Source organism: Pedobacter sp. 05T44, from assembly GCF_056395985.1.
The window spans coordinates 62,050-74,197 of the sequence record NZ_JBFTKO010000018.1; the positions used below are offsets into that span (position 1 = coordinate 62,050).

Here is a 12,148-nt window from a genome sequence, read left to right on the forward strand (position 1 = left end):
TTGGCAAAAGATATTAAAATTGCTTTAGTTGGTAACCCCAACACTGGGAAATCTACACTTTTTAACCTGCTTACAGGATTAAATCAAAAGATTGGAAATTTTCCGGGTATAACTGTTGACAAGAAAGTAGGCTATTGCAAACTAGCCGATAATAAACAGGCTGAAATAATTGATTTACCTGGTACGTATAGCCTGTATCCAAAAAGCAAAGACGAAAGCATCGTATTTCAGGTGTTGGCTGATAAAAATAATTCAAGTCATCCTGATATTGTTGTGCTGGTAGCAGACGCAACAAACCTTCGAAGAAATTTATTGCTTTATTCGCAGGTGGCCGATTTGGGTGTTCCAATGGTTCTGGCACTTAATATGACCGATATGGCCAAAAAAGAAGGAATTGATATCAACATCAATAAACTTTCTGAACGGCTGGGGATACAAGTAGTAGCAATTTCTGCAAGGAGCAATTCGGGCTTAACTGAGCTAAAGGAAGCTATTGATAATACTACAAAAATTGCTACCCAGGTAGCGGGAGCGGATATGCATGTATTGGCGCCAGAGGCTATTAATTTGGTTAAGCAGCGCATCAAAACAGAAAATAATTACCTGTCCTTACAAATACTGCATCAGCACGAGCATCTTAATACATTTTCCCTTCAGGATCATGAAGCCTTTGAGCGGATAAAAGCTGAGCATACCTTTGAATCTTCTAAGTTACAAGCAGCTGAAACCATTGCCCGCTACAGGTATTTAAGCACCATTTTAAGTGGGGTGGTAGAAGATACCGGAGCGGCAAGAAAGTTTGTTTTTAGTGATAAACTGGATTCGGTACTTACCAATAAATTTTGGGGCTTTCTGATCTTCATTGGGATTCTATTTTTTATTTTTAATTCTATTTTCTCCTGGTCGTCTTATCCAATGGAGCTAATTGAATATGCTTTTGTGTGGCTTACTGAATACGGACACCAGCATCTGCCAGATGGTATTTTAACCAATCTTCTTTTAGATGGTGTATTGGCTGGTTTAGGTGGTGTAGTGATATTTATTCCTCAAATAGCGATCCTGTTTGCTTTTATATCTATACTGGAGGATACCGGCTATATGGCTCGAGTTACCTTTATGATGGATAAGATCATGCGAAAGTTTGGGCTTAGCGGTAAATCTGTAGTACCTATGATTGGAAGTTTGGCATGTGCCGTTCCATCAATCATGAGTGCAAGGAATATTGAAAGCTGGAAGGATCGTATCATCACTATTATGGTTGCTCCTTTGGTAAGCTGCTCTGCCAGATTACCTGTTTATACTTTATTGATCTCATTGGTTGTGCCAGAAAAGATGGTATGGGGCTTTATCAATTTGCAAGGCTTAACCCTTATGGGGATGTACGTTATTAGTATTTTGGCAGCAGTCGTGGTAGCTTTTGTGATGAAGTTCCTGATAAAGGCGAAAGAGAAATCATATTTCATTATGGAGCTGCCTGTGTATAGAATGCCGAGATGGACAAATGTGATTTATACCATGTATGAGAAATCAAAGACGTTTGTATTTGAAGCAGGTAAGGTGATTATTGCCATCTCTATTATCCTTTGGGTATTGGCAACGTACGGCCCATCTGAAAGGTTTAAAGAAATTGATGATAAATATGCAGCTATAGAAGCCCAAAAAGATAGTGTGCAAATTAGCACATTGGAAAGAGATAGGGCCGCAGAGAAGCTTGAAAACTCTTATGCGGGTATTTTAGGGCATGTGATAGAACCTGCTATTAAACCCTTAGGATTCGACTGGAAAATAGGTATTGCTTTAATTACCTCTTTTGCTGCCAGAGAAGCTTTTGTAGGTACAATGGCTACTATTTATAGTGTGGATAATGATGGGGAGGTTGCTACCATCCGCAATAAAATGCGCGGGGCGCGGGATCCGGATACCGGCCTGCCTGTATTCACATTTGCCACGGCATTTTCCCTGATGTTATTTTATGCTTTTGCAATGCAGTGTATGAGTACTGTGGCAGTGGTATTCAGAGAAACCAAATCCTGGAAATGGCCTATTATTCAAATTGTGTATATGACCGGAATGGCATATGTAGCGAGTCTGATCGCCTATCAACTTTTAAAGTAATTTAATTATCTTGGCCTTTGTGAAAAAGGAGAATATCTTAGCACAATACATGCCTGTTGCCGCGGCTCCAATTATAGCCCGGTGGATAGATTATTTTCAATGTGAATTTAAGATTTCTAAGAACAGAGCAACAAAGCTTGGTGATTACAGACATCCATTTAAGGGTGCCGGGCATAAGATTTCGGTCAATAATGACCTTAATGCTTACGCTTTTCTTGTAACCACTGTTCATGAATTTGCTCATCTGCTAACCTGGAACGACCACAAAAATAAAGTAAAACCTCATGGTGATGAATGGAAACGGAATTTTAAGCGCATGATGGTACCTTTTATTGAACAGAATATTTTTCCTGAGGACGTACAATCTGCAATTGTAAGCTATTTAAATAACCCATCTGCCGCCAGCTGTACTGATTTGAAGTTGTCAAGAGCTTTGAAAAAATATGATCTGCTGTTAAATGTTTCCCGCCTGGAAGAGCTTCCTATAAACACCGTATTTAGCATAAAAGACGGAAGACAATTTAAAAAAGGAGAGCGACTGAGAAAAAGATATCGTTGTGTTTGTCTTGATAACGGGAATACTTATCTTTTTAATCCGTTAGCGGAGGTAACACTGCCCGCTACGGGTACATAAACGGCTTCTTTGTCTCTTACTTCCCATTTTATATTCAATTTTTTGTCCTTATAAATTGAAGGGTCTTTTAACAGACTATCCACATAGCTGTCCGTATCCTTTATTAAAATGCTTGCGGTATAGCCGCCGGCGATTTTACTTTTTAAGAGAATATACCTTTCATCCGGAGCAGATATAACATTATCGAAAACCAAATCAAATTTATCAGCGCCGTTAACTGCGTCGTTTAATAACTTTATGTCTTCATTGTATTCTTTTGTCTGATCGGAAGCTGTTTTCTTTCTGATCTGGAAAGGCTCGGCTTTAAGCGATGTGAGGGTGGCTGAACTGCGGAATTCTTCTTTAAAGGGGATATTATTTCTAAGATAGGTGCGATGATCCTCAAAAACATCTGTTCCCTGTTTGGTTATTTTGGCTCCCTCCCTCAACAAAATCAGGCTATCATTTTTAAAATAGTATTTTTTTATCTCATTGCTTATTCCTTCATCATTTTCGTACTGAGAAAACAATACCGGTTTGCCATTCCAACTGTATTTTTCTACACGCATCGTTGCCTGCCCCAGTTGATAAACCAGACTGATATTCTTTTCATAAGTATTGAGGGTTGCATCAATGGAATCTGCATAAAGCAATATCGAAGCCTCTGTCATTGGAGTGCCAATACGCGCATTAACAAGATCGGCTTGAGGATGCTTAGGACCCTGATTACAACTCACAACAGTTATAGCGAGCAAGGAAAATAGAGATAATGATTTCATACGATGAACTTAGCTTGTGTTTAACTAACAGGCTATTATCATGCCAAGTTAAACTAGTAAGCCAACAGGCGTTTCACGGTATCCGGGAGGCTGCTTTTTGCCAGGAAACTATCTTCAAGCGTTTTGCTCATTGGTATGGCCGTGTCGGCACTTGCGCAACGCATAACCGGAGCATCGAGGTATTTAAAGCAATGTTCAGAGATCCATGCAGCCAACTCGGCGCCAAAGCCACAGGTTAACGTATCTTCATGTAAGATCAGGGCTCTGCCTGTTGTTTTAACTGCTGTGGCAACAGTTTCTTTATCCCATGGCTGCAAACTTCGTAAGTCGACTAGAGTGGCTGAAATCTCAGGATTTTCATCCAGATAAGAGAGTGCCCAGTGAACCCCTAATCCATAAGTTATGATAGTTAGTTGTGTTCCATGTTTTAAAATACTGGCCTTTCCAATCTCTATGTTATAATATCCGGATGGTACATTGCCACTCAAACTACGATAAAGATATTTATGCTCGAAATACATTACAGGATTCGGATCGTCTATAGCGGAAAGTAGCAATCCTTTGGCATCATAAGGGAAAGCCGGATAAACAACTTTTAGTCCGGGGGTTTTGGTAAACCATGCTTCATTGCTTTGAGAGTGAAAAGGGCCGGCTCCAGTTCCTGCTCCTGTAGGCATGCGCACCACAACATCAGCTTTTTCTCCCCATCGGTAATGGGTTTTTGCAAGGTTATTGACAATTTGATTGAAACCGCAGGTAACAAAATCTGCAAATTGCATTTCTACTACAGCTTTATATCCATTTATTGAAAGCCCTAAACCAGCGCCAACAATAGCAGACTCGCAGATGGGCGTATTTCTAACCCTTGCTTTTCCAAATTCCTTTACAAAACCATCAGTAATCTTAAAAGCCCCACCATATTCAGCAATATCCTGCCCCATCAAAACAAGGTTCTCATGTTTTGTCATGCCTGTTCTCAGTCCATCTGTGATGGCATCTAAATAGCGTATCTCTCTTGGTGATCCGGTTGGTTCAGTAGCTTCAAACAAATACGGCGAAAACATGTCGTCAAGTTCTGTTTGTATGTCGACAGTGGGCTCCTGGTCGCGAAAAGCAATTTCTATCTCCTGGTCAATATCTGTTTTGAATGAGGCGCTTATTTCCTGAACTAAGCGCTCTGTAAGAATATTTTGTTCAAGTAAGTACTGTTCAAAGTTTTTGAGGGGATCTTTTGCAGCCCATTTATCGAATAGCTCCTGCGGAATATACTTAGTTCCCGAAGCTTCTTCATGTCCTCTCATTCTGAATGTAAGGCATTCAATTAGGACTGGTCTTGGGTATTTCCGGATAGAAGTAGCTATCGAGTTCAGCGTATCATATACCTCCAGGATATTGTTGCCATCTACCTGAATTCCCTCAATTCCATATCCAATAGCTTTATCTGCAAGGTTTTTGCATTTGAATTGCTCATTTATAGGCGTGGAGAGCCCATAGCCATTGTTTTCTATAAGAAAGATCACAGGTAAGTTCCACACCGCTGCAACGTTTAGTGCTTCATGAAAATCACCTTCGCTTGTTGCCCCTTCGCCGGTAAACACTAAAGTCGCCTTCTCTTTATGTTCAATTAAATCCGCAAGTGCAATCCCATCAGCCAGTGCCATTTGAGGGCCAAGGTGGGATATCATCCCAATAATTTTATAATCCTGAGTCCCAAAATGAAAGGAACGATCTCTCCCTTTAGTAAAGCCTGTAATTTTGCCTTGCCATTGGGCCATTAGCTTTCTTAAAGGAATATCACGGGTTGTAAATACACCAAGGTTGCGGTGCATCGGCAGGATATATTCCTGAGCTTCCATTGCCATAGTACTGCCTACGGCAATAGCTTCCTGACCAATTCCTGAAAACCATTTGCCTATGCGACCCTGGCGCAGTAGGATTAGCATTTTCTCTTCGACCATTCTTGGATAAAGTAGGCGCTTATAGAAATTCAATAATGCGCTGTCACTTTTGTCTTTTCGGTCGAAGGTCATGCTTATAGGTTTTTAGATTCCTTATTTTTTTCTTCCCATTGCTTGGCAAAAGACTTTGGTGATATTACCGGCATGGAACGGTATTTACCCCATATTTTTCTAAATAGATTTTTAAGGAAGAAGTTCTTGATTTTTCCACTCAGGAAATCCATTCTTGATCTTTTTAACATGCCTACGTTCCAGATTTTCCAGCCTACTTCCTCGGCCTTACTATTGTCGTGGTTAGCAGCAGCGTCTCGTCTGTTCAGCAACAACATTTTATGAATGTCTATTTTAACCGGACAAACTTCTGAGCATTTTCCGCACAGGCTTGATGCGTAGCTTAAATGCTTGAAATCTTTCATGCCTTTAAGATGCGGGGTAATAATAGAGCCAATAGGGCCACTGTAAGTAGTATTATAAGTATGTCCGCCAATATTTTTATAAACAGGGCAAGCGTTGAGACAAGCACCGCAACGAATGCAGTATAAGCCCTGACGCTGTTCTTTTTGAGCAAGTAAATTGGTCCGTCCGTTATCAAGTAAGATTACGTACATTTCTTCCGGACCATCAGTTTCTTCACCTCTTCTGGGACCGCTTAGAATCGTATTGTAAACGGTTAGGTTTTGTCCCGTACCATGACTAGCCAAAAGCGGCCAGAAAAGATCAAGATCTGCCATAGAAGGAATGATCTTCTCGATACCCACAATAGCAATGTGTATTTTAGGGAAAGTTGTACATAGCCTTGCATTACCCTCATTTTCAGTTAAAGCAATGCTTCCTGTGTCGGCTATTAGAAAATTTCCCCCGCTAATCCCAATATCCGCTTTCAGGTATTTATCTCTTAAAAGCTCACGAGCCTTTTGGGTAAGCTGTTGAGGGGTATAATCGAGAGGGGTACCAAATTTTTCATGAAATAATTTAGCAATATCCTCTTTGCTTAAATGCATTGCAGGCGTCACAATATGATATGGGGGTTGCCCCAGTAGTTGTACTATATATTCGCCCAGATCACTTTCTAGGGATTCAATATCATTTTTTTCAAGAAAATCATTTAAATGAATCTCTTCTGTAGTCATGGATTTCGACTTAATTACTGTCTTTCCACCATTCTTTTTAATGATATTCAGAATTTCTTTTTGGGCTTCATTGGTGTCGTTTGCCCAAATTACTTTACCGCCTCTACGTTGGAAATTGGATTCGAACTCTGGTAAAAACTTATCCAGGTTCTCCATAACGCGCCACTTAATAACGTGTGCTTTTCTTTTGGAGTTCTCTAAATTTTCAAACTTGGATAATCCGCGTTCAACAGCAAGATTATATTTGCCTATGTTATGATTGATAGTGTTGCGATGTCCTAAATCGAAGGCCTTCTCATCTGCCTTCTCCAAAAATTCCTCTGATATATCCATCGTTTTCACCTGTTTTTATTTACCTATTCAATTCTCAGATATAGCTTTTTAAGGCTTTAAACCATTTCCCCTGGTTTTGAATCTTGTTAGTTTCAAACTTAGATAAAACTATGCAAGTATTCATGAAAAAAAGTAATTTGACTATTACATCTTTGGCGTGCCGTCGTCATTTTTATTAACCACCGGGCGCTTTAATCCATTGGCTAGTTCCCAGGCTGTAAAGTAAACCAATTTGGCTCTTTTGGCAAGCATAGGAAAATCTATCTTGCTTACCTCATCTCCGGGCATGTGGTAATCATCATGTACACCATTAAAATAGAAAATTACCGGAATGCCATGTTTGGCAAAATTATAATGATCAGAACGATAATAGAACTGATTAGGGTCTGTGCGGTTATTATATTTTTCATCGAGATTGATATTCACATAAGTTTTGTTGGCTTTTTTACCAATTCTGTCCAAATCTGAGCTTAGCATGTCTGAACCAATAATGTAAACGAAGTTGTTATCACTTTCGTGTGCCTTGTCGCCACGGCCAATCATATCGATGTTTAAGTTTGTAATGGTGTTTTCTAAAGGAAAGACAGGATTTTCTGAGTACCATTCAGATCCAAGTAATCCCTTTTCTTCACCTGTAACAGTCATAAATAAAATACTTCTTTTAGGGCCTTTGCCTGCTTTCTTTGCTTTAGCAAATGCTTCGGCAATTAACAACACACCCGTTGTACCAGATCCATCATCATCTGCACCATTGTTGATTTTATCATCGCCTTTGGCATCAGGTGTAATACCAATGTGATCGTAGTGGGCTGTGATTATCAATACTTCGCGCTTTAGTTTGGGATCTGAACCCGGCAAAAAACCTAAAACATTCTCAGATTTAACTTTTTTCTCGACCTTGCTTGCGCTTGCGCACACGCTTATTTTAATCTCTTGTGGAGAAGGTTTTCCACTGTCAGTTATTTTCTTTTTAAGTGCGTCGATGTTTGTGCTGGCTCCGGCAAGAATTTTATTTGCAAGTGAAGTCCCTATTGTGATAACAGGCATAGTTTGAGGAACATCCTGACGGTCCATCGTTTCCTTATTCTTTAATGCCATTTCTTCCGATTGGAGATAGCCTTTTAAATTGTCAGGCATATTATCAACAATAGGGTCAATAAGCAGAACTGCCTGTGCCTTTTGCGCTGTCAGATATTTAAGTTTGGCATTTAAAGCGCTGGAATTTCTTATAGATGCAGTAGGGGCGGGAGATCCGGGTTCTCCTGATTTAAAGATCATTACTACCTTTCCGGCTACTGTTTGGCCAGCATAATCGTTGTAATCATCTTTTGTTAGCCCATAGCCGGCAAATAATATGCTGTTGGCATTAAAAGCAAAACCTTTGGTCGAAACGGTTTTGGGCATAATGAAAAAATCAGTTAAAGGTTCGGCCGGTTGACCATCTACTGTTACTATTTGTGAAAGACCAAACGAAACTATGTCAACTGGCTGAAAGTAATCTCCGGATACAGGACCTTTTAAACCAATGGTTTTAAAGTGGTTTTTAATGTATTCGGCCGCCATCCAACCACCTTTTTTCCCAGTTTCTCTACCTTCGTATTCATCGGATGCCAATATTGACAGATGTTTGGAAGCATTATCTTTATTGATGGTCTGACTGAATTTTATGGCATCTTTATTTTGTGCCACTGCAGTACAGCCAATAAGTAATAAAAAACTTGAATATAAAAGCTGCTTTTTCATCTCGGCCGGATTAAATTTCTTAGGTTCTCTTTATTTCGATTGGTTTTTAGCAGGACATTTTTCCAACCCTTACACCATGCCTGCCGCCTTCAAAAGGTGTATTGATGAAGGTTGTTGCCATTTCTTTTGCAAGATCTTCTGAAACAAATCTGGCAGGAATGCACAAAACATTTGCATTGTTGTGTTGTCTTGCAAGAGCGGCAAGTTCATTGAGCCAGCAAATCGCTGCTCTTATTTGCTGATGCTTGTTTGCAGTAATTGCCACACCATTTGCGCTTCCGCATACTAAAATGCCAAAGGTATACTCGCCACTTTCGACTGCTGATGCTACAKGGTGTGCAAAATCAGGGTAATCAACAGATTGGCTTGAATAAGTTCCAAAGTCTTTAACTTCATAATCAGTTAGGTAGGATTTTAATAGCTCTTTATATTCAAAACCTGCGTGATCTGCGCCTATTGCAATTTTCATTTTTTTATCTATTGACATTTTAAAACTTTGTTATTTAATTAAATATTGTACTAAGCCTATTTTACCTTGGCCACACCATAAATATCTTTATTTCTTTTCTTCTCTATATTTGCAGATATAAAGATACTCAATTCATAAAGCAAGAATAATGGCAGTGCTACAATTAGCATTGTGTATGGATCGGCAGTTGGTGTAACTACAGCTGCTATTATTAAAATAAGAACAGTTGAGTATCTTCTRCTTGCCCGCATAAATGCCGGAGTCATTATACCTAATTTTGATAAGATATAGATGATGACCGGTAACTGGAAAATTACTCCGGAACCAAGCGTTAAGGTCATTACTGACGAAAGATAAGAGTCAATTGTAAAGGTATTTTGAATCTCAGGACTTACTGTAAAATTAGTTAGGAAGTTGATGGATAAAGGGCAGATGATGTAATACCCAAATAGTATACCTAAGAAAAACAGGAATGAAGCAAAAGCTACAAAGCCACTTGCAGATTTTCTTTCGTTCTCGTGCAGTGCTGGTTTTACAAATAACCAAAGTTCAAACAGGAGATAGGGGATACCCAATATGATACCTACCATTACACATGAATTCAGCTGGAGTGTGAACTGTCCGGCCATCTCTGTATTGATGATTTTTGCATCAATTTTTGTAATACAGAACTCCGGACCTATAGAAGGAAAGCGCTCTACCAGCTTACACATCATACGATAGGTCCAAAAGCTGGGGTTTTTTGGGCCCATAATGATCGTGTTGAAAATAAAATCAGTATAGTAAAATGCCCCAATGGTAAGTACCAGAACAATGGCTAATGCGCGCAATAAATGCTTTCTAAGTACGTCAATGTGGTCAAAGAAAGACATTTCCGCTTCTAATGTTTTCCCTTTTTCTTTTATAGCACCAATAAGGTCCCTTTTTTTAGTATCACTCATGTACGTTATTTGTAAAACAAAAATACCATTCTATTTTATTCAGAATGGTATTTACGTTTTAAATCTTATAAATAGTTTTTTCTATTCTGAAAATTCGAAGGTTTCCATAAACTTCGTGGTAAAATTACCAGCTCTAAAGTTAGGATCTTTCATCAATTTTAAGTGAAAAGGTATCGTAGTTTTTACACCTTCAATTACAAACTCACTTAATGCACGCTCCATCGTACTAATTGCTTCCTCACGTGTTTGTGCAACACAAATTAATTTAGCAATCATAGAGTCGTAGTTAGAAGGAATTTGATAACCAGCATAAACATGCGTATCAACCCTTACACCATGACCTCCGGGAGAGTGGAAGTTGGTTATTTTACCTGGACAAGGTCTGAAGTTGTTAAAAGGATCTTCCGCATTAATCCTGCATTCAATTGCGTGCATATCAGGCATATAGTTTTTGCCAGAAATAGGAACACCTGAAGCCACTTTAATTTGTTCTTTGATCAAATCGTAGTTGATTACTTCTTCAGTTACCGGATGCTCAACCTGAATACGGGTATTCATCTCCATAAAATAGAAGTTGCGGTGTTTGTCAACCAGGAATTCAATTGTACCGGCACCTTCGTATTGAACAGCGATTGCCCCTTTGATAGCAGCTTCGCCCATTTTCTCTCTTAACTCAGGAGTCATGAAAGGAGATGGGGCTTCTTCAACAAGTTTCTGGTGACGACGTTGTATTGAACAATCGCGTTCAGATAAATGGCAAGCTTTGCCATACTGATCACCAATGATCTGGATCTCGATATGACGTGGGTCTTCGATGTATTTTTCTAAATATAATCCATCGTTTCCAAAAGCAGCACCCGATTCTTGTCTGGCGCTATCCCATGCATTTTCGAACTCTTCATCTTTCCATACCACGCGCATTCCACGACCACCACCACCGGCAGTTGCTTTCAGGATAACCGGATAACCCATGCCGTTGGCAATTTTTATACCTTCTTTAACACTTTCAAGTAAACCTTCAGATCCGGGAATAGTAGGAACGCCTGCTTTTTTCATGGTCTCTTTAGCCGACGCTTTGTCGCCCATAGAGTTGATTTGTTCAGGTGTTGCTCCAATAAATTTAATACCGTAATCACGGCAAACGGAAGAGAATTTAGCATTCTCAGATAGAAATCCGTAACCTGGGTGAATTGCATCTGCATTTGTTAATTCAGCAGCAGATATAATGTTAGGAATACTCAGGTAAGAATCTTTACTTGGTGGCGGCCCTATACAAACAGCTTCATCAGCAAAGCGTACATGTAAGCTTTCCCTGTCAGCAGTAGAGTAAACAGCTACCGTTTTAATGCCCATTTCTTTACAGGTGCGAATAATTCGCAATGCGATTTCGCCCCTGTTGGCAATTAATATTTTCTTAAACATATATTTTTCCTTTTCGTCATCCTGAAATTTCAGGAGTAGTATTTATTGATTTTTTGTCTTCAAGAATGCTACGCAGTTTATTTCAGGATCTATTTTGAATATGGAGATACCGAAATTCAGCCTGACGGATTAAATTGGTTCTACTAAAAACAATGGCTGATCATATTCTACTGGTGATGCATTATCAACAAGTACTTTTACGATTCTTCCAGAAACTTCACTTTCTATTTCATTGAACAATTTCATTGCTTCAATAATGCAGATTACTTTACCAGTAGAAACCTCGTCACCAACGTTTACAAATAGTGGCTTATCAGGACCGGCTGAGCGATAAAATGTTCCGATCATTGGAGATTTAATGGTAATGTATTTTGAAGTGTCCTCAGTTGCAGGAGCTGCTTTAGTTTCTGTAGCTGACACCGGTTGTGGCGCTGCGGCTGCAGGGATTGCAGACGTAACAACAGGAGCTGGAACAGTAGCATGAACAACTGTTGGGGTCTGATTTGTTTTAATAGTTATCTTGAAGTCTTTTTGCTCAATAGCGACTTCATTTACGCCCGAACGAGAAACAAATTTAATAAGTTCCTGAATTTGTTTGATATCCATTTTTTGGTGTTATTTTAAGAAAACAATGTGTTTTTAGAA

General features: G+C 39.3%; 10 protein-coding genes. 2 read left to right on the forward strand and 8 right to left on the reverse strand.

Going from position 1 to position 12,148, the window contains the following annotated elements; translation table 11 throughout:
- Together feoB and AC1DDK_RS21925 are read left to right on the forward strand one after the other, a co-directional pair.
- On the forward strand, positions 1-2,115 hold the full coding sequence (gene feoB / locus AC1DDK_RS21920) for a ferrous iron transport protein B (RefSeq protein WP_288882718.1): 2,115 nt from the start codon (positions 1-3) through the stop codon (positions 2,113-2,115).
- A gap of 49 nt (positions 2,116-2,164) precedes the next feature.
- Positions 2,165-2,749 carry a SprT-like domain-containing protein gene (locus AC1DDK_RS21925; RefSeq protein WP_172662414.1) on the forward strand — a complete coding sequence of 195 codons (585 nt, stop codon included), beginning with the start codon at positions 2,165-2,167 and terminating at the stop codon, positions 2,747-2,749.
- Here AC1DDK_RS21925 and AC1DDK_RS21930 read toward each other — a convergent pair.
- From AC1DDK_RS21930 to accB, 8 genes are all read right to left on the reverse strand, one after another.
- The gene (locus AC1DDK_RS21930) at positions 2,698-3,507 is read right to left on the reverse strand and encodes a hypothetical protein (RefSeq protein WP_288882715.1); all 810 of its coding nucleotides are present in this window, start codon (positions 3,505-3,507) and stop codon (positions 2,698-2,700) included. The two genes, AC1DDK_RS21925 and AC1DDK_RS21930, sit on opposite strands and share 52 nt — an antisense overlap.
- A 53-nt stretch (positions 3,508-3,560) precedes the next feature.
- Positions 3,561-5,537, reverse strand: coding sequence for an alpha-ketoacid dehydrogenase subunit alpha/beta (locus AC1DDK_RS21935; RefSeq protein ID WP_288882714.1), 1,977 nt, complete (start codon positions 5,535-5,537; stop codon positions 3,561-3,563).
- Positions 5,538-5,539: 2 nt separating this feature from the next.
- Positions 5,540-6,928: a LutB/LldF family L-lactate oxidation iron-sulfur protein gene (locus AC1DDK_RS21940; RefSeq protein ID WP_172661935.1), complete on the reverse strand. Its 1,389-nt coding sequence runs from the start codon at positions 6,926-6,928 to the stop codon at positions 5,540-5,542.
- 144 nt (positions 6,929-7,072) lie between these two features.
- The gene (locus tag AC1DDK_RS21945) at positions 7,073-8,671 is read right to left on the reverse strand and encodes a M28 family peptidase (RefSeq protein ID WP_288882713.1); all 1,599 of its coding nucleotides are present in this window, start codon (positions 8,669-8,671) and stop codon (positions 7,073-7,075) included.
- Between the two features lie 46 nt (positions 8,672-8,717).
- Entirely contained in the window at positions 8,718-9,140 is a 423-nt protein-coding gene (gene rpiB, locus AC1DDK_RS21950; RefSeq protein WP_477634054.1) for a ribose 5-phosphate isomerase B, read from the reverse strand.
- Between the two features lie 56 nt (positions 9,141-9,196).
- Positions 9,197-10,081 carry a twin-arginine translocase subunit TatC gene (tatC, locus tag AC1DDK_RS21955; RefSeq protein WP_172661932.1) on the reverse strand — a complete coding sequence of 295 codons (885 nt, stop codon included), beginning with the start codon at positions 10,079-10,081 and terminating at the stop codon, positions 9,197-9,199.
- Between the two features lie 81 nt (positions 10,082-10,162).
- Positions 10,163-11,503: an acetyl-CoA carboxylase biotin carboxylase subunit gene (gene accC / locus AC1DDK_RS21960; RefSeq protein WP_172661931.1), complete on the reverse strand. Its 1,341-nt coding sequence runs from the start codon at positions 11,501-11,503 to the stop codon at positions 10,163-10,165.
- Between the two features lie 129 nt (positions 11,504-11,632).
- Entirely contained in the window at positions 11,633-12,109 is a 477-nt protein-coding gene (accB, locus tag AC1DDK_RS21965) for an acetyl-CoA carboxylase biotin carboxyl carrier protein (protein WP_288882712.1), read from the reverse strand.
- Between the last annotated feature and the right edge of the window lie 39 nt (positions 12,110-12,148).

Excerpts from the sequence above, each read along its gene's own strand:
- AC1DDK_RS21925 (WP_172662414.1), top strand. The coding sequence starts at position 2,165 with ATGCCTGTTGCCGCGGCTCCAATTATAGCCCGGTGGATAGATTATTTT.
- AC1DDK_RS21940 (WP_172661935.1), bottom strand. The coding sequence starts at position 6,928 with ATGGATATATCAGAGGAATTTTTGGAGAAGGCAGATGAGAAGGCCTTC.
- accB (WP_288882712.1), bottom strand. The coding sequence starts at position 12,109 with ATGGATATCAAACAAATTCAGGAACTTATTAAATTTGTTTCTCGTTCG.
- accC (WP_172661931.1), bottom strand. The coding sequence starts at position 11,503 with ATGTTTAAGAAAATATTAATTGCCAACAGGGGCGAAATCGCATTGCGA.
- AC1DDK_RS21930 (WP_288882715.1), bottom strand. The coding sequence starts at position 3,507 with ATGAAATCATTATCTCTATTTTCCTTGCTCGCTATAACTGTTGTGAGT.
- AC1DDK_RS21935 (WP_288882714.1), bottom strand. The coding sequence starts at position 5,537 with ATGACCTTCGACCGAAAAGACAAAAGTGACAGCGCATTATTGAATTTC.
- AC1DDK_RS21945 (WP_288882713.1), bottom strand. The coding sequence starts at position 8,671 with ATGAAAAAGCAGCTTTTATATTCAAGTTTTTTATTACTTATTGGCTGT.